Origin of the sequence: Pseudomonas sp. LD120 (assembly GCF_009861525.1) — a bacterium.
In the GTDB taxonomy this organism is placed as follows: domain Bacteria; phylum Pseudomonadota; class Gammaproteobacteria; order Pseudomonadales; family Pseudomonadaceae; genus Aquipseudomonas.
In genome coordinates this window covers 840,757-858,045 of the sequence record NZ_WVHL01000003.1, presented here as the reverse complement: position 1 = coordinate 858,045, position 17,289 = coordinate 840,757, and the positions used below count along the sequence as shown (strand labels likewise).

The following is a 17,289-nucleotide window of genomic DNA, read 5'->3' as shown; positions in this document are numbered from 1 at the left end:
GCGAGACTTGCCATGCGTCCGATTCTGTTCCTGGCCCTTGCGCCACTCCTGTTCACCCCGCTGGCTCAGGCCGATGAGTGCGACAACGCCACCACCCAGACCGACATGAACCAGTGCGCCGGGGTCCAGAACAAGGCCGCCGACAAGGAGCTGAACAACCTGTACCAACAGATCAACCAGCGCCTGAAAGACCAGCCGCACACCAAGAAGCTGCTGGTCAGCGCTCAGCGCGCCTGGGTGGCGTTTCGCGATGCCGAATGCGCCTTCTCCGCTTCCGGGGTAGAGGGCGGCAGCGTTTATCCGCTGGTCTACAGCCACTGCACCACAGCCTTGACCCTGGCACGGGTAGAGCACTTCAGGACCTACCTGAAGTGCGAAGAAGGAGATTTGAGCTGCCCGGTGCCAGGGTTATAGCTGCCGGACGGTAGGAGCGGGCTGGCCAAGGCGCCGGCGAGGACGCTGCACGGTGTGTGGGCATCTTCGCCGGCCAGCCGGCTCCAAGACGGAGTCAGCGCACGAAAACCTGCGCGGTGGTGATGGCCATGTCGCCACCGGGCAAGGTGATCTTGCCAACCTGCTGCATGCTGTCGGCGTCGAAGATCGCCACGTCTTTGAAGGTCCCCGACAGGTAGATCTTGCTCCCCGCCCGGTTGAACGACATGCAGTAGTAAGAGTGTTCCAGGGTTGCGGCCTGGAGCAGCTTCTTCTGCTTGATGTCGTACTTGGCCAGGCGGTTGAGCACGCCGAACATCAGGTTCGGGTCCTTGGGCGAACGCATGCCGCTGAAGTAGATTTCGGTCAGCGGGCCGAAGTCGGTGGTCTCGGTCTTGCCCGTCGCAAGGTCGACGCTGAACAGCCCGTAAAGCGGTTCGGCGGTGGCCGGGTCCTGCTGCTTGTCCTTGAATTTCGCGGTGGTGTAGAGCAGCGAGAAATCATGCCGATAGGTCTGCTGGTTCCACACATAAAGCACATCCGGAGCGCTGTAGTTCGGGCGTTTCCAGTGACGACTGGGAATCAGCACGGTGAACTGTCCGGTATTGACGTCGACCTTGTAAACATCCGGCCCGGCCACATACAGGGTGCCGTCGTCACCGCTCTGCATGATGGTCAACTGACGCGGCGCGGGGAAGCTGCGCACAGGCTTGGCGTCGAGCCCGGCATCGGTGGCGTAGACATCCAGCCGCGGCTCCTTGACCTCGTAGCGGTCATTGAGCAGCAAGGTCGGGTTGGCCACGGTGTACAGCTCCTTGCCGTCGTGGCTGACGGTGAAGGCGAACATCGAGCGCGCCTTCTCTCCCGGGTGCTGGGTGATGCTGGCGTGGAACACCTGCTTGCAGCTGTCGAGCTCGACGCCGTAGACATCCGCGTAGTGGTTGTTCAACACGTAGGCGATCTTGCGGTCCGGCGACAGCTGCACGGTGCCGGGGCCGAAGGCGTCGGGCATCTTGCAGGTCTTGTACAGGCGGTCGCTGGCCAGGTCGATCACATGCAGGTTGTTCGGGTAATTGGTGGTCACCATGTATTCGTGGCCACTGTTGAGCGCCAGGCCCTCGTCGGCCAGGGCGGTGAAAGAACAGGCGCTGAGAACCGCGCCGGCGGCCAGGCCGCACACTGTGATAGCTCGCATGCTGGAATCCTTGTGCTGTCCGGTTACTTGTCTTTGGGGAAGACGGTGCCGAGGTTGCGCCAGTTGTCGTTGGAGGCCTGGGCGTCCTTGTTCCAGTCGGGGTAGGTGCTCATCATGTCCGGCACCTGGGCCGGCCACCAGCACGGGTCGGAGCAGCCGTAGAGGTCGGCCTCCATCGGCTGGCACAGCGACGAGACGCCGCCAAAGGCGTCGATTTCCCAGCCCGGGTCGGTGGTGGACGCGCAACCGGCCACGGAGTTCATCGCCAGCACGTCTTCGATCCGGTCCTGGGCCGCAGCCTCGGTCAGTTTCTGAGCTTTGTTATTGATCGGCTTGAGATGTTTCATGTCAGTGGGCCTTGCGCGGAGTGATGTAAGTACTGATGAACGCAGGGTTGTGCGCCATGATCCGGCTGTAGACTTCGATGCCGAAATCCACCCAGTCACGCATCAGTTCGCAATAGTGATAGGTCGGGTGCGCCGGGTCGCCGTAGCGGGCGTAGCTCTCGTGGTAGCAGCCCCCGGAGCACAGATTGCGGATGCGGCAGCTGTCGCAACCGGTGTGGGTACGGTCCAAGCGTTGGGACAGGAAGTCGTTGAGTTCCACCTGCTTGACCCCGCCGTCATGCACGTTGCCGAAGGTCGGCAAGGATGAACCGGTGAAGCGGTGGCACAGGTTCAGTTCGCCCTTGTGGTCCACCGCCAGCATCTTCAGCCCGGCGCCGCAGGGCAGTGCCTTCTTGTGGCCTTCGTGGATGTCGGTGATCAGCTGGTGCAGGTTGGAGAAACCGATGTTGCGGTGCTCCAGCGCCGCGTCCAGGTAACGTCGCCCCAGGCGTTTCATGCTGGCGAAGACTTCGATCAACTCCTCGCTGCTGAGGTTGAAGCTGCTGATGTCGCCCGAGGTCACCGGGGCGAATCCCACCTCGGCAAACCCCAGCTCGTTGAACAGGTGATCCCAGATCGTCTCGACATCGGTGACGCCGGTGGTCAGGGTCACACGCGCCCCCACTGGGCGGCTGTGGTAGCGCGAAAGCAGCATCTGCGCCTTGCGCCGCACCACGTCATAGGTGCCCTGCCCGCCCACGGTGATGCGGTTACGGTCGTGCACGGTCTTGGGCCCGTCGATGCTCACCGACAGCCCGAAACGGTGGGCGTTGAGGTAGTCGATTATTTCTTCGGTGAGCAAGGTGGCGTTGGTGGTCATGACGAACTCGACGAACTTGCCAGCGGCGGCAAAACGCTGTTCGCAGTAGTCCACCATGGCCTCGATCAGCGGCCGGTTGCTCAGCGGCTCGCCGCCGAAGAACACCACGGTGTAGCGCTCTTCGTCGGGGGACTCCTGCAACAGCATTTCCACCGAGGCAATGGCCGTGTCCAGGCCCATCTTCTTGCCCGCCGAGGGCTTGTCCAGGTCTTCCTTGTAGCAGTAGGTGCAGCTCAGGTTGCAGCCAGTGTTGACGTTGAGCACCACGGTATTGATCGCGGTGCGCTCGACCCGCTTGACGCCGATTTCCGGGGTCAGGAGCGAGCCGTCGCTGACCAGTTCCAGGGCCATCAGCTCGCGCAGGGTGTCGCTGACGTCGGTGCTGTCGTAGGCGCCGGCCAATTGTTGGATCAAGTCTTCCGGGGTACAGCCGGGCCCACGCAAGGCATCGATGATGCTGCCGGTCAAGGCATCGCTGGCGAACAGCGAACTGCTGGGGATATGGAACAGCATACGGTCGGCGTCGACCTGCACTTCATGCAGGTTGCGCTCCACCAGATTCAAAATTGCGCCCATTACAACCTCCTGTGCAGACCCCGCTTTCGGAGCCTGCGGTCATTGCCTGAAAGTGTCTGTCGCTGTCGCTCGACGATCCTCAGGGAATGGGTGGATTGTTCCAGCGTTGCACGGTGACGATCAGTTGGCCCTCGCCAGTCAGGGACTGGCCCGCATCATCCACGGCGGCGATCACCTTGAGGTTGCCGGCGTTGTTGGTGGACATCTTGCGTTGCGGGTTGGGCCCGGCATCGCCCGGAATGAACACGCCGCTGTCGGCCTGCATGCGGCCGGCGAACTTGACGTCCTCGTCCTTGGCCGCCTGCTCGTCGAAGGGTTCGACCTTCCACCGCGCCGGCATCACGCCGATGCGATAGGCCTTGCCATCGGCGCCCTGGCCCCAGGCTTCGGCATCGAAACGCCCCTGGACCTTGGGTGTCGAACCGCCGCCGTCACCGACCCGCGCCACGGAGAACGCCGGCACCACCTTGACCTCGGCGATGCGGTTGTACACCGCCAGCGTCGCGCCCTTGAGATGGCCGACACTGACTTCACGCGGCCCCGGCTGGGCCGTCGCCGCGGCCTTGAGCTTAAGACGGATACGCTCGGGGCTTTGCTCCAGCACCTGCACCACCTCGACGCCCTTGCCGAAGCTCGGAGTGCCCGCAAGGCCGGCGCCCACCAGGGTCACTTCGGCCTCCTCGCCGGCCTTCAGGTAACCCGGCTGCACCGCCAGCAGCCGGCTGCTGCCATGCTTGGCGGCGATGAAATCCAGGCCGCGCTCGTCGTGCTCGGCCTCGAACATCCGTCCTTGCAGGGCATTGCCCTGGGCCGCCAGCACCTGGCGCATGACCACGCCGTCCACCGTGACGTTGCCGCGCCATTCATAGCCGTTGTAAAGAATCGCGCTGCCTTGGCCGTTGAACGGGCTGCCGTCGGCGTACTGGCCCTTGACGCTGACCTTGAACTGATCGCCCTCCCCAGCGCTGACGCTCATGATTCCAGCCAGCTCGCCCTTGCCCGGCAGGTGGCCACTGAAGCTCCAGTCGCCGGCCAGCGCCGCCGCGTGCGGACGGGCCTGTTGCCAGGCCTTCCAGGCCGGGCTATCGAGGGGATAACGCTTGGCCAGCAAGGGCACCATGTCCTTGAGGGCGGTCGGGAACCACTCACGGTCGCGGGACAGCGCCTGGTACTCCAGGGACGGCCACTGGCCGAGGTGAAAGTGCACCAGTCGCTCCCATTCCTCGGCCGGGCGACGCTGCAGGGCGATCCGCGCCCCAGAGTGGCAGCGGGCACACATCTGGCTGGTCGGCTCGTCGAAGTGCTCGACGGTGTTCAAGCGCCGCTCCAGGGCGTAGCGCACGCCGTCCGTCTCGCTGGGGGCCAGCCCCTGAGTGTCGGCCAGGTACTTGACCAGGGTGCGGCGGTCGTCATCGCTGATTTGCAGCCCGTGCATGGTCTGCATGCGGGCAATGCTCATCAGCCAGCCTTCCGGGGTCTTGCGCTGGTGACTGATGCGGCTCAGGGCACTCCCGGCCTCAGGGGTGTGACACCCCTGGCAGGTTTCCTTGAGGATGCTCTGTGCATCACGCGCGGCAAAACTTGAAGGGGCATGCAAGGCGCTACAGGTGGCAATGGCCAGCAGGCTGGCGCTCAGCCTCAGGCGGAGTTTTCTCTTCATCAGGGTCGAACCTCCCACGGTGCTTTCTTATTTTTAGTGAGTCGTTTTTATGGTTTCTGCCATGCCCGGCGACACCGGTCATGGAGGCAAGAGAAACGTCTGAAGCTATGCAATACACGGAGCGTGCCAGCTTACAAACCAGCGCCCGATCAATGACTTAGACAGATGCCCGGGGCGCCATCGGGCTGATGGGTGTTACCCGCCGTACAATTTCGCGACAAACGTCTCAGTCTGAGACAGGGTTTAGCGCTGTACCTGTGGTTTTCTTTGCAATTGGATCTTGCATTTATCCGGCGCCACCGCAGAATCACCCGCGCTTTGCCAGCCCCGAGTTTCGAGGCGCTCTGCACTCCCCCCTCATTCACAAGGAACCTGAAGTTCATGGATAGAAGCGCCTGTGCCCGTCTCGGCTCGCTGATCCTCTCGTTGTCTGCTCTGACCCTGGTCGGATGCAAGGAAGACTCCAGTCCCAAGACCGCCACCCTCGCGCCGGCCCCGGCTCCGGCGGCCATGGTCATGCCGATCTGCGCCAATGGCGAATGCGCCGTGCTGGACCAGAACGGTGCGGTGCTGGTCAGCGCCGACAATGACTACGACGCCGTGGTCGCCATGCCCCTGGAAAAGAACTTCCTGTTCGCCAAGGACGGCACCTGGAACCTGGCCAGTGCCGATGGCAAGCAAGTCGTCAAGGCCGACTTTACCGATGACCTGCGTCTGCTGACCCCCGGCCTCTTCGGCTTCGGCCAGGACGGCAAGCTGGGGATCATCGACCAGAGCGGCAAGCAGATTCAGCCGCCGCGCTTCGACGATCTGTACGTGGGCGGCAACGACGATTTCATCGTCTACGAGATCGGTGGCAAGCGCGGCATTCTCAGCGCCGCCGGGCAGGTGATCACTGAAGCGGTGTTCGACAGCAGCATGGTCCGCGACGATTTCGCCAAACGCGGCTGGTGGATGATCGCCGAGCGTGGCAGCGACAAGTGGGCGCTGAACCTCAAGACCGGCGAGCAGAAAAAGATCGACTTCGACAGCATCGACTACTTCGCCAACCAGCATCTGGTGGTCAGCACCGAACAGGGCAAGGCCCTGGCCGATGCCAAGGCCCAGTTGATCAGCGCCGCCACCTACAACTGGATGGGCGAGCCGGGTGACGGCCTGGTGGCCTTCCGCGAACAATACGACAGCCCCTGCGGCTACATGGACTTCCAGGGCAAGACCGTGATCCAGGCGCAGTTCGGCACCTGCCAGGTGTTCGGCAAGCAGGGCGCGCTGGTCACCGCCAAGAATGCCGACGGCAACTCCGGCAAGGCCGGGCTGATCGATCGCCAGGGCCAGTGGAAGGTGCAACCGGTCTATGACTCGGCGGACCCGGCAGGCTTCAACCCCCAGGGGATGTTCAAACAGGTATCGGGGCTGAACCAGGTCGCGGTGCTGCAAAACGTGTTCAGCGCCACGTTCGGCATCTTCGATGTGGACAAAGGCGTTGAGCTGTTCAAGCCCACCTATGCCCAGATCGGTGCAATCAACGCCGACCTGTTCGTCTTCAGCACCGCCAACAGCCCAACCAAGCAGGCCACCCTGTTCGGCCAAGCCACACAAGTGCGCACCGTAGGCCTGATGGACGCCAGCGGCAAGGTGCTGCTGGAACCGGGCCAGTACGTCGACATCCAGCTGGATGCCAGCGGCCATTACTTGCTGGCCACTGACGACACTTCGCCCCTGGCGACCTCGGCCTTGTACGACCTTAAGGGCAAGCGCCTGATCGCCAGCCGATGGCAGGAGCTGGTGGTGGACCTGGCCCGCGGCGCTATCTTCGGCTATGCCGTGGAGGGCCAGGGAGATGACCAGACCCGCAGCCTCAAGGCGCTGTACCGTCTGGACGGCACCCCGAGCTTCCAGGTCAGCCAAGTGGACTGCGGTGCCGAGCAGGTGCGTGACGGCAAGGACAAAGTGCTGTGGCCGGCCAACCCGCAAGCGTACTGCTCGCAACCGGACGAAGAAGAGCAAGGCGAAGGCGACAACGCTCAGGGCTAAGCCCCTTGGCAAACCGCTCACGATTGAGATCAAGCCTGTTAGGCTCTGTACGAAAACTACCTGCGCTTCGATCAGACTGCGCTAAACGCCTTCGGCACTACGCAGAAGCAGGCTCGTGCGCGAGTCCGATCGGAATGCTCATTTAGGCCCCCTAAACTCCGCTTCCTCGCCTGTTTTTGCCTTGCCTGATCTTTGCTCGGCGAGTCTTCGTACAGCCCCCAGGATGCGGACTTGATCGATTCAGCCAACCGGCCCGGATGGGGCCCGACAGGAACTGTTCCATGCTCAACGCTCTGCTTTTCGACCTCGACGGCACCCTGACCGATACCGACGCCCTGCACCTGCTGGCCCTGCAACAGCTGCTGCGGGAAGAAGAAGGCCGGGTGTTCAGCGAGCAAGAGTTCGCCGCTCACGTCAGCGGCCAGGCCAACGCCAACCTGTGCCGCTACCTGTTCCCCGAGCGCAGCGTGGCGGAACATGAGGCCTTCGCCGAACGCAAGGAAGAGCGTTTTCGTCAATTGTCCCCCCAACTCAAGCCCATGCCCGGCCTGCTGCGACTGCTGGATTTTGCCGCCGAGCATGGCATTGGCGTGTGTGTGGTGACCAACGCCCCACGGGCCAACGCCGAGCACATGCTCAAGGTGCTGGGCCTTGAGGAGCGTTTCCAGACGGTCCTGGTGGCCGAGGAACTGCCCCGGGCCAAGCCCGATCCTCTGCCCTACCTCAGCGGCCTGGAATGCCTGCAAGCCAGGGCCGAGCATTCCCTGGCGTTCGAGGACTCGGTTCCAGGTCTCAGCGCGGCAGTCAACGCCGGCATCTATACCTTCGCCCTGGCCACCAGCCAGCAACCAGAGACTCTGCTGAGTGCCGGCGCCCATCGGGTGATTCAGGACTTCGACGACCCGCAGCTGTGGGCCGAGATTCACCGCCGCCTCAACCTGGCCTGAAGGGCGCGCCGCCACGAAGCCGGGCGCCCATGAAAGCACTGAGCATGGATCAGGTCTTGAAAGGAATGTCGCTGGAGCGTGCAGCGGGACGGTTGGCGCAGGCCAATCAGGGCGGAAACTGCAGGTGAGGAGCAATAGCTGGAAACAGCAGGTGGGAAACGAGAAGCAGGAAAAAGTGCTCGCCCATCACTTCGGCAGTGGCACCTAAGCCGAAGTACCCCCTTTGGCTGGGCGAGCAGGAGCGAATATACGTGGGCGCTCCAGGCAGTCCTATCGGACAGATCCTAAAACTCGATGAGACGTGGATAGACACCGATGCGCTTTTTTCATCGACACGACTTCTTTTTCACGGTGCTTTCACCTCACCCCCTTTAAATTGATCACAACTCCTTAACGAATCCCATTTGGCCCGCCTTGTTGCGGGCCTTTTTTTGCCTGAGTGTCTTGCCGTGCGGGACGAGCCTGGGCGTCTCTGAATTCTCACCGGCTGTCGCAGTTTGCGAAAATCCGTCGCCGGATCGAAGCCGACCCGCCCCACAAGCCCCACAAAACCGGGGAGCATCCCGTGCTTGCCAACCTGGCATAGCCATTGCGAAAGACCCTGCCTCACCTACAACAAGAGGCTTCGCCATGGCTATTGCCCCACTGCTCGCCGCTACCACGGCGTTTATCCAGCGCGCCCCGCGCATGTTGATCGGCGCCCACTGGGTCGAGGCCGCCGATGGCCAGACCATGCCCCTGCGCAACCCCGCCACCGGCGAACAGTTGTGCCTGGTGCCCCGAGCCACGGTGGATGATGTCGATCGCGCAGTGCTGGCAGCGCGCCAGGCTTTCGACGACTCGCCCTGGACCCGCACCCGCCCCCGGGAGCGGCAGAACCTGCTGTGGAAACTCGCCGACCTGATGCAGCGCGACGCCGAACTGCTGGCCCAGCTGGAATGCCTGAACAATGGCAAGAGCGCCGCTGTGGCCCAGGCCATGGACGTGCAATTGTCCATCGATTTTTTGCGCTACATGGCCGGCTGGGCGACCAAGATCGAAGGCGCCAGCGTCGAGGTCTCGCTGCCGCTGATGCCCGACGATCAGTTCCACAGCTTCATCCGTCGCGAAGCAGTGGGCGTGGTCGGTGCCATCGTCGCCTGGAACTTCCCCTTGCTGCTGGCCTGCTGGAAGCTCGGGCCGGCCCTGGCCACCGGTTGCACCCTGGTGCTCAAGCCGGCGGACGAAACCCCGCTCAGTGCGTTGAAACTGGCGGAACTGGTGCAGGAAGCCGGCTACCCCGACGGCGTGTTCAACGTGGTCACCGGCACCGGCATCACCGCCGGCAGCGCCCTGACCCACAACCGGTTGGTGGACAAACTGACCTTCACCGGCTCCACCGCCGTAGGCCAGGAAATCGGCAAGATCGCCATGGACTCCATGACCCGGGTCACCCTGGAGCTGGGGGGCAAATCGCCGACCATCGTCATGGCCGACGCCGAGCTGGCCAGCGCCGCCGCTGGGGCCGCCAGCGCGATCTTCTTCAACCAGGGTCAGGTCTGCTGCGCCGGCTCGCGGCTGTACGTACAGCGCAAGCATTTTGACAACGTGGTGGCCGACATTGCCGGTATCGCCAACGCCATGAAGCTGGGCAATGGCCTGGACAGCAGCGTCGACATGGGCCCGCTGATTTCCGCCCGCCAACAAGAACGGGTCTACCGCTACATCGAGATGGGCCGGGACAGCGGCGCCACCATTGCCTGCGGCGGCGAACAGTTCGGCCCGGGGTATTTCGTCCAGCCGACGGTGATCGCCGATGTCGACCAGCAGCATGCGCTGGTTCAGGAAGAAATCTTCGGCCCGGTGCTGGTGGCGATTCCCTTCGACGATGAAGCCGACGCCCTACGCCTGGCCAACGACAGCCCCTACGGCCTGGGCGCGAGCATCTGGTCCAACGACCTGGCGGCGGTGCACCGGATGATTCCGAAAATCAAGTCCGGCTCGGTGTGGGTCAACTGCCACAGCGCCCTGGACCCGGCACTGCCGTTTGGCGGCTACAAGATGTCCGGGCTCGGCCGGGAAATGGGCCACGCGGCCATCGAGCACTACACCGAGCTGAAATCGGTGCTGATCAAGCTCTGATCCGCGGCCAGGGCGAACGCCCGTGGCCTTTCGGCTGACGCCTGGGATGACGGTGCGGGATGGTCGCGGGCGATTCGCGAGCAAGCTCGCGCCTACGGGATAGGCATCCGCGTAGGCACCGACTTGCCGGCGAAAGCCCCCTAAGGTCGATAGCCCTGGGCCAGCAACCAGCCCCGCACCACCCGCCCCTGCTCCGGGCTCAGGTCCGCCAGGGCCTGAGGCGGGGGCTGGTGCTGCAAGCGGCGCAACAACGGAGCCAGCTCCACGCCCTGCACATGCCAGATACCCAGGGGCTGCTCCGGGGTGATCACCACTTCGGCCTCTTCCACCAGGCCATCGCGCAGTACCGGGGCGAGCTCGATACGCAGGGTTGCAAAGTCCACGGCCGCGTGCGCCGGCTGCTGGTCCGGCCAATACCGGCGGGCCTGCCAGAACGGTTGCTCGGGCCAGCGTTGCTCATCGGCGTAGAAGTCCCGGCCGATGCGGGCAAAACGCAGGAACAGTTGCTCCACCCGTTGCTGATGAAAGCGCCCGGCCAGGGCCGTGCGCTCCGGACGCTGCAACAGGGTGTTGATCACCGCCGGTGCCTGCAGGGCCGAGGACAGGGACTGGAAGATGCCATTGCCAGACAGCGGGTCCACCGCCATGGCCGCATCCCCGACCCGCAGCCAGTTAGCGCCGCACACCTGGGGGCAGAGAATCGCCGTGCTGCTACGGGCGTGCAGGTGCAGATCCTGTTCCGCAGCCCCGGCAAAGAACGCCGTGGCCAGGTCGGATGCCTGGCGGCGCTGGCGACAGTAGTCCAACAACTGCGCCTTGCCCGGGAGGCGGGCGCTGGCTACGTCCAGGGTCAACTGCCAGTAGCACTGGCCGTCGGCGCGCCGGGCCATCCAGGCCCAACCGTCCTCCAGGCTGTGCACCGCGCTGGCGGCAGTGCCGCGCAGCCCCTGCCAGCGGTTCAGCAGGCTGATGGTTTCCGGGCCGCGCAGTCCTTGAGCCAGGTCCTGGCGTAACGCCTTGTCCAGCGCCGGCGCCTGACGCCCCCGGGCCTCGACCAAAAACGCGGCGGACAGCGCCCCTGCGCCCTCAACCTGGACCCGGTGCCCGAGCGCCGTGGACTGCACAGCCAGGACTCGCCCCTCGATCAGCGTCACCCCGGCCTGACGCAAGGCGTCGCGCAGGCCACGGTCGAACGCCGGGCGGTCCAGCAGGTATTCGATGTTCTGCGCATGCTCCTCGCCGTTCCACGCCACCCGACGCTGGGAGGGTTGCAGGGCCTGGGCCAGCGCCGACTCCAGTCCGGCACCGCGCAAGGCCTCCAGCACCCGCAGCGAGACGCCCTCCAGCGCCGCAAAACGCCGCCAATCGCTGATCAGCGTCACCGGGTAACCGAGACGGCGCAGCCCCAGAGCCACCGCAGCCCCGGCCGGCCCCGCCCCCAGGATCAGGATGGCTTGCATGGCAGTTCTCGGCGTTCAGGCCCGTGGTAATGAGCCTGCGCTTGCAGCCACTGGCGCAGTTGCTGATTGCTGGACGCTGGCTCTGTCAGCAAGTAAGCCGCGATGTGCCCGCTCAAGGCCGCGCAACCCAGGCTGGCCCCGGACGGTCCCGGGCGGCTGCCGCGCACGCAAGCGGCGAAGTCCGCTTGCGTGCTGTCCAGCCAGGACCACTGCTCAGCACTACAGCGTGCATCACCGGTGATCCGCAACACGCCGGGGTAGCTGGCGGGAAACACTGGCTCGCCCTGGGCTGGGCTGGAAGCACAAAGCAGCACGCCGCGCGCCACCGCCTCGGCGCAGGCGGCGCGCAGCGATGGCCGATCCTGACGCAGGCCAAGACTGAGGTTGATCAGGCGCACATCTCGCTCCAGCAGCCAATACAGGGCGGCACTGACTTGCGCGGCGCTGGTCACCCCGCGTTGATCGAACACCTGGGCCAGATAGAGCCCTGCGGTCGGCGCGCGCTGAGCGATGGCCTCGATGATCGCGCGGCCATGGCCGAGGGCGTCCGGCTTTAATGGGCCCTCGCCCAGCCCCTCGCCTTGCAGAAAGAACCGCCGGCCGGCCACCACTCGTTGATGCGCCCCATGTCCGCTGTCGATCACGCCGATCCGCACCTCAGGCTTCATGGGTCACCCCCAGCGTGCTCAGCACCCCATCCTGCAATTGCAAACGCAGGTCAGCGTCGGCCAGGGTCGAAGGCCGGTGGCTGATGAGGATCCGCGTGCGCCCGGCAAACAATCGATCGATGGCCTCGATCACCTCGCGCTCGGTGGCCTCGTCCACCGCCGAGGTGGCTTCGTCCAGCACCAGGATCATCGGGTCCTGGAGCAATGCGCGGGCGATGGCGATGCGTTGTTTCTGCCCACCGGACAACTGCTGTCCGCGCTCGCCCAGGGGGCTGTCCAGGCCCTCGGGCAAGGACTCGATCAGGCTCTGCAGTTGCGCCAGCCGCGCCACTTCGGCCACAGCCTCACGGCTGGCAGCGGGCACGCTGTAGGCCAGGTTGTCAGCCAGGCTGCCGCGAAACAGCACGATGTCCTGGCTGACCACCGCCACCTTGCGGCGCAGTTGCCCAAGGTCCAGCTCACGCAGGTCCAGCCCCCCCAGCAGCACCTGCCCGGACTGGGGATCATGGTGACGCTGCAAGAGGTCGATCAGGGTGCTTTTGCCGGCCCCCGAGGTACCGCTGAGGGCCACCTTGAGGCCGTAGGGAATCCGCGCTTCGATGCCCTTGAGGGTCGAACCGCGCCCCGGATGACTGAAGTGCACCGCGTTGAAATGCAGCTCGCCGTTGTCCGGCACCGGCAACGGCGCTAAGGGGGCGCTGATGCCCGGTGCCTCGCCGCGCAGTTCCATGACCCGGCCCAGGCTCACGGTCATGCGCTGGATCGCCACATACAACCCCAACAGGCTCTGCACCGGCCCGACGGCCATGCCCAGATAAGTGGAAAACGCGATCAGCGCCCCCAATTGCCAGGTGCCCTGCACCACCCAGTAACCGCCGATCAGGAAGGCGCAGGCCCGGGACAATGAGGTCAGGGTGCCGGGCACCGCCTGGGTGAAGAACTCGGTGACCTGCAGCTTGAGCAACTGGCTCATGTAGCCCTGGCCGAGGCGATCCAGGCGCTGAGCCTCTCGTTGCTGCTGGCCGGCGCTCTGGATGAACTTCATCACCGGCAGGGTTTCCACCATGAACGAGGACATGTCCGCCGAACGCTCGCGCAACTGGCGAACATCGCGCTCCACCTTGCGCCGCATCCAGCGCAGCCAGAGCACATCCAGGGGAATCAACACCAGCGCCAGCAGCGAGAGTTGCCAGGACAGGGTCAGGAGCATGGCCAGGGCGACGACAAGAGCGATCACGCTGGACACCGCAGAGAACAACGAGTCCACGGCAAAGCGCTGAATCTCTGCCACATCGCCATCCAGGCGCGACATCAGGTCGCCGATCCGCCTTTGCCCGTAGAAGCTCGGCGACAACCGTTGCAGATGGCGATAGAGGTCATCGCGCAGGGCGAACAGAATGCGCCCGGACAGGCGCGTATGCAGGTAGCGATTGACCCCAGAGAGTACAGTGCCCAGCAGCCCGGCAAGGATCATCAAGCCGGCGATCAACACCAGTTTGGAGAAGTCCCGGGCCAACAGGCCGTCGTCGATCAGCAGCTTGGTCAGCCAGGGTTGCACCAGCACCAGCAACGAGGCGCACACCGACAGCCCGAGCAAGCCGGCGATGGCCAGCCGATGGGGCCGCACAAAACCGTAGAGCCAGCCCAGGGCCGCGCTCAGCGCCTGGGGATCGCGGCTGTCCACCAGCCGGCTGATCAGGCGCCGCATCAGGCGCGCAACTGTTTGAGCTTGCGGTACAAGGTCGCGCGGCTAATGCCCAGGGCATCAGCTGCCGCCGAGACATTGCCCTGATGGTTGTCCAGCGCTGTGCGGATCAGCTCCAGTTCGTTCTCGCGAATGCTCCCGGACTGTGGCCGGTCACTGGCGTTGAGGTCGTCGAGCATGCTGTCTGGCAAGTGTTCCAGGCCAATGTGGGTTTCGCCCTCTTCGCGCAGGGCCAACGCGGTGCGCAGAACCATCTCCAACTGGCGGATGTTGCCCGGCCAGTGGTAGTGCGCCAGCAGTCGGCGCAGGTCTTCGGCGATCACCACGTCGGCGCCGCCAAGCTTGCTCAGCAGGCTGCCCATCAGGCTCGGCAGGTCTTCGCGCTCACGCAGGGCCGGCAGCAGCACGCTGATACCGTTGACCCGGTAGAACAAGTCTTCGCGAAAGGCCTGGTCCTGCACTTGCTGCTTGAGATCGCGGTGAGTGGCGCAGATCAGCGCGATGTCGATGTCTTGCTCTTCGCCCGCGCCCAGGGGTGCCACCTTGCGGTCCTGCAGCACCCGCAGCAGACGGGCTTGCAGGGCCAGGGGCATGTCGCCGATTTCATCGAGGAACAAGGTGCCGCCGTGGGCCTGTTGCAGGCGCCCGATCATGCCGCCACGGCGTGAACCGGTGAAGGCGCCTTCGCGGTAGCCAAACAGCTCCGACTCGATCAACCCTTCGGGAATCGCCGCGCAGTTAACCGCGACAAAGGGTTTCTCGGCGCGGCTGCCGGCGCGATGCAGGGCCCGGGCCAGGACTTCCTTGCCGGTGCCGGTTTCCCCCAGCAGCAATACTGGCAGGCCATTGGCCAAGCCTTGGCGAGCCATGCGCAACGCACGCGCATAGCGACTGTTGCCACCGGCCAGGGCCTCCAGGTCTTGGGACATGGCCGTGGTCTTGGCTGTGCTGCGCGGCGGGCGGTGCTGGTTCAGCGACAGCTGCGGCGCCCGCAGGGCCTTGTAGAACAACTCGCCCTTGGCGGTCTGCAGGCTGCCCACGGCGCCTTGCTGCAGGCGGGCCAGTAATTGCACGCCGTCGAGCCCGAGGACCGCTTCACAACGCCGCCCTACTAATGCCGCCCGCGGGCTGTCGAGCAACTGGCAGGCCTGGCCGCTGACCGCGAGGATCTGCCCGCCCAGGCTCAGGGCCAGCAGGCCTTGCCAGGGCGATTCGAGGTATTGCCGGCGACGGTGAAAAGCCAGGACGATCTGCTCCGGGTACGACGCGTGGAACACCCGTGCTTCGATCTGGCTGACCGCCATGGCCAGCAACGCGGTGCTGTCCTGGGCACGCCCCAGCGGGCCTTCGCGGGTCAGGTCAAGGACCCCGAGGATATCGCCCTGGGGGCACTGGATGGGCACCGAGGTGCAGGAGAAATGGCTGAGGCGATCCAGGTAGTGTTCACCGCAGTCGATCAGGGTCGGCCGGGCTTCCACCAGGGCTGTGCCCAGGGCGTTGGTGCCACGGCTGGCTTCGCTCCAGCAGGCGCCGAGGGTGATGTCCTGCACCCCGCTGTCTTTGAGCCGGTCGGCGCGGCCTTCAATGGCCAGGATGGTGGCGTCGGCATTGGCCAGGATGATCAGGCCGTCTTTGCCTTGGTGCTGGGCCAGGTAATCGATCGCCGGGGCCGCCGCGTCCAGCAACAAGCGATTGCTGGCCAGCAGCACCTCAAGGCTGGCGCGCGACTCCAGGGTCAGTGGGTGTTGGCTGCCAAAGTGCACGCCATGGCTGAGGCTGCGCCGCCATGAGGCATCGATTTCCGCACGCAAGACCCCATCGGGGATCTCGCCTTCCAAGTGCAGCCGTTCCCGGGCCAGCCGGGCTTCGTGTTGCTGCTCGCCCTTTATTGTTTTTATAAGAGTCATCAAGCGCTCCGAATCGGTCCGCCCGCTAGGTCCCGCGCCACGTCCTTGGATTGCGCGAAGCTCGCAAGCCGTGGTCAATGTCTACACCGGGTCCAAGGAGCAGTAAAGGGACTTTACCCGGCTCATCGGGCGACCCTGCATGGCTTAGCCTTTTATTCAGGATTAAGCAAAACCCGCGCCAGCCCGCGCTGGCGCTCGATCATCTTGACGTTAACGTCAAGCAAATGGCAAGTACCCCATGCCCGCTAATCCCCCGCGCGTTTTCAGCGCGCGGGCCAAGGATCAGCCGCTTGAGTCAGGCGCCGGCGTGCACCTTGGTGCGGGGAACGGAGCGCTGTCCGCGTGCCGCTACAGTGTCCAGACGCCGGGGTTGACGAAGAAAGCCCGCGCATTGTCTTCCAGGCTGTCCAGGTGATAGCCGCCTTCCTGGACAATCAGGCACGGCAGGCCCAGGCTGCGGATGCGTTGGCCGAGGGTGGCGAAGCCGTCCCGGGTCACCGCGACTTTGCTTTGCGGGTCCAACTCGTAGATATCGAACCCCAGGGACAGCACCAGCACCTCGGCGCCGAATGCCTTCACCGCAGCCAGGGCCTGTTCCAGATGGGCGAGAAAGTCCGCTTCGCTGGCGCCATGTGCCATCGGCAGATTGAGGTTGTAGCCCTCTCCCGCGCCGCTGCCGCGCTCTTCGGCAAAACCGCTGACCCCGGGGTAAAAGTTGGTGGGGTCACCATGTACCGAGACGTAAAACACGTCGTCACGCTCGTAGAAGATTTCCTGAATGCCCTGGCCGTGGTGCATGTCGGTATCCAGTACCGCGACCCGGGCGAATTTTTCCCGCAGGACCTGAGCGGCAATCGCCGCGTTATTCAGATAGCAAAAACCACCCGCCGCTTCGGCCCGGGCGTGATGCCCTGGTGGGCGGCACAGAGCATAGGCAGCGGGCTCGCCATCGAGCAAGGCACGGGCCCCGGCGATGGCGCTCTGCGCCGACCAGTAGGCCGATCGCCAGGTCTTTTCGCCTACCGGGCAACTGCCGTCGGCCAGGTAGCACGCGGCCTGGGCAAGGACCCCGCGCAGGGCGTTGGGCTCGCGCACGAAGATGTTGGACATGACTTCATCGCCCCAGTCCTCGGGAATATCCTTCCAGCCGGAATGAGCCTCCTCCAGGAATTTCAGGTACGGCGCACCGTGTACCGCCAGCAACGGTTGCAGGCCGGCGTCTTCGGGTTGGCACACCGTAAAGCCCAGGGAATGCGCCGCCTGTACCAGGCGCTGGGCGCGCTCGGGGACTTCCTGAGGCGTGCGCATCTGCCCCCGGGAGTAATAGCTGCAGGGATGGTGAAGCAACTGCTCGGGATGGAAAAAACTACGCATGACC

Annotated in this window: 13 protein-coding genes; 4 read left to right on the top strand and 9 right to left on the bottom strand. The window is 64.6% G+C overall.

Going from position 1 to position 17,289, the window contains the following annotated elements; translation table 11 throughout:
• Positions 1–12 precede the first annotated feature (12 nt).
• Positions 13–414 (top strand): lysozyme inhibitor LprI family protein, encoded by a 402-nt coding sequence (locus tag PLD_RS10145; protein ID WP_159892223.1) that lies wholly within the window; start codon positions 13–15, stop codon positions 412–414.
• 94 nt (positions 415–508) lie between these two features.
• On the opposite strand, the gene peaD is transcribed toward PLD_RS10145, so the two are convergent.
• From peaD to peaA, 4 genes are all read right to left on the bottom strand, one after another.
• Complete coding sequence (peaD, locus tag PLD_RS10140; RefSeq protein WP_159892221.1) at positions 509–1,627, bottom strand: quinohemoprotein amine dehydrogenase subunit beta; 1,119 nt, start codon at positions 1,625–1,627, stop codon at positions 509–511.
• 23 nt (positions 1,628–1,650) lie between these two features.
• Positions 1,651–1,974 (bottom strand): quinohemoprotein amine dehydrogenase subunit gamma, encoded by a 324-nt coding sequence (qhpC, locus tag PLD_RS10135; protein ID WP_102861784.1) that lies wholly within the window; start codon positions 1,972–1,974, stop codon positions 1,651–1,653.
• Between the two features lies 1 nt (position 1,975).
• Positions 1,976–3,409 carry a quinohemoprotein amine dehydrogenase maturation protein gene (gene peaB / locus PLD_RS10130; RefSeq protein ID WP_159892219.1) on the bottom strand — a complete coding sequence of 478 codons (1,434 nt, stop codon included), beginning with the start codon at positions 3,407–3,409 and terminating at the stop codon, positions 1,976–1,978.
• Positions 3,410–3,488: 79 nt separating this feature from the next.
• A complete protein-coding gene (gene peaA, locus PLD_RS10125) occupies positions 3,489–5,069 on the bottom strand; it encodes a quinohemoprotein amine dehydrogenase subunit alpha (RefSeq protein WP_159892217.1) in 1,581 nt (526 codons plus the stop codon).
• 381 nt (positions 5,070–5,450) lie between these two features.
• On the opposite strand from peaA, the gene PLD_RS10120 reads away from it, so the two are divergent.
• From PLD_RS10120 to PLD_RS10110, 3 genes are all read left to right on the top strand, one after another.
• Positions 5,451–7,103, top strand: coding sequence for a WG repeat-containing protein (locus PLD_RS10120; protein WP_159892215.1), 1,653 nt, complete (start codon positions 5,451–5,453; stop codon positions 7,101–7,103).
• 281 nt (positions 7,104–7,384) lie between these two features.
• The gene (locus PLD_RS10115; RefSeq protein WP_159892213.1) at positions 7,385–8,050 is read left to right on the top strand and encodes an HAD family phosphatase; all 666 of its coding nucleotides are present in this window, start codon (positions 7,385–7,387) and stop codon (positions 8,048–8,050) included.
• 630 nt (positions 8,051–8,680) lie between these two features.
• On the top strand, positions 8,681–10,171 hold the full coding sequence (locus PLD_RS10110) for an aldehyde dehydrogenase (protein ID WP_159892211.1): 1,491 nt from the start codon (positions 8,681–8,683) through the stop codon (positions 10,169–10,171).
• A 140-nt stretch (positions 10,172–10,311) separates the two neighbouring features.
• On the opposite strand, the gene PLD_RS10105 is transcribed toward PLD_RS10110, so the two are convergent.
• The 5 genes from PLD_RS10105 to PLD_RS10085 form a co-directional block, all read right to left on the bottom strand.
• On the bottom strand, positions 10,312–11,631 hold the full coding sequence (locus PLD_RS10105) for an NAD(P)/FAD-dependent oxidoreductase (RefSeq protein ID WP_159892209.1): 1,320 nt from the start codon (positions 11,629–11,631) through the stop codon (positions 10,312–10,314).
• Entirely contained in the window at positions 11,616–12,299 is a 684-nt protein-coding gene (locus PLD_RS10100) for a S8 family serine peptidase (protein ID WP_159892207.1), read from the bottom strand. Before PLD_RS10100 ends, PLD_RS10105 begins: the two co-directional genes overlap by 16 nt.
• Positions 12,289–14,007, bottom strand: coding sequence for an ABC transporter ATP-binding protein (locus PLD_RS10095; RefSeq protein WP_159892205.1), 1,719 nt, complete (start codon positions 14,005–14,007; stop codon positions 12,289–12,291). The genes PLD_RS10100 and PLD_RS10095 overlap by 11 nt, the downstream gene beginning before the upstream one ends.
• A complete protein-coding gene (locus PLD_RS10090) occupies positions 14,007–15,911 on the bottom strand; it encodes a sigma-54-dependent Fis family transcriptional regulator (RefSeq protein WP_159892203.1) in 1,905 nt (634 codons plus the stop codon). Before PLD_RS10090 ends, PLD_RS10095 begins: the two co-directional genes overlap by 1 nt.
• A 348-nt stretch (positions 15,912–16,259) precedes the next feature.
• Positions 16,260–17,285 carry a histone deacetylase family protein gene (locus PLD_RS10085; protein WP_159892201.1) on the bottom strand — a complete coding sequence of 342 codons (1,026 nt, stop codon included), beginning with the start codon at positions 17,283–17,285 and terminating at the stop codon, positions 16,260–16,262.
• Between the last annotated feature and the right edge of the window lie 4 nt (positions 17,286–17,289).

What these genes read in the sequence shown, in the direction of transcription:
- PLD_RS10145 (WP_159892223.1), top strand. Translation starts at nt 13, where the DNA reads ATGCGTCCGATTCTGTTCCTGGCCCTTGCGCCACTCCTGTTCACCCCG.
- peaD (WP_159892221.1), bottom strand. Translation starts at nt 1,627, where the DNA reads ATGCGAGCTATCACAGTGTGCGGCCTGGCCGCCGGCGCGGTTCTCAGC.
- qhpC (WP_102861784.1), bottom strand. Translation starts at nt 1,974, where the DNA reads ATGAAACATCTCAAGCCGATCAATAACAAAGCTCAGAAACTGACCGAG.
- peaB (WP_159892219.1), bottom strand. Translation starts at nt 3,409, where the DNA reads ATGGGCGCAATTTTGAATCTGGTGGAGCGCAACCTGCATGAAGTGCAG.
- peaA (WP_159892217.1), bottom strand. Translation starts at nt 5,069, where the DNA reads ATGAAGAGAAAACTCCGCCTGAGGCTGAGCGCCAGCCTGCTGGCCATT.
- PLD_RS10120 (WP_159892215.1), top strand. Translation starts at nt 5,451, where the DNA reads ATGGATAGAAGCGCCTGTGCCCGTCTCGGCTCGCTGATCCTCTCGTTG.
- PLD_RS10115 (WP_159892213.1), top strand. Translation starts at nt 7,385, where the DNA reads ATGCTCAACGCTCTGCTTTTCGACCTCGACGGCACCCTGACCGATACC.
- PLD_RS10110 (WP_159892211.1), top strand. Translation starts at nt 8,681, where the DNA reads ATGGCTATTGCCCCACTGCTCGCCGCTACCACGGCGTTTATCCAGCGC.
- PLD_RS10105 (WP_159892209.1), bottom strand. Translation starts at nt 11,631, where the DNA reads ATGCAAGCCATCCTGATCCTGGGGGCGGGGCCGGCCGGGGCTGCGGTG.
- PLD_RS10100 (WP_159892207.1), bottom strand. Translation starts at nt 12,299, where the DNA reads ATGAAGCCTGAGGTGCGGATCGGCGTGATCGACAGCGGACATGGGGCG.
- PLD_RS10095 (WP_159892205.1), bottom strand. Translation starts at nt 14,007, where the DNA reads ATGCGGCGCCTGATCAGCCGGCTGGTGGACAGCCGCGATCCCCAGGCG.
- PLD_RS10090 (WP_159892203.1), bottom strand. Translation starts at nt 15,911, where the DNA reads ATGACTCTTATAAAAACAATAAAGGGCGAGCAGCAACACGAAGCCCGG.
- PLD_RS10085 (WP_159892201.1), bottom strand. Translation starts at nt 17,285, where the DNA reads ATGCGTAGTTTTTTCCATCCCGAGCAGTTGCTTCACCATCCCTGCAGC.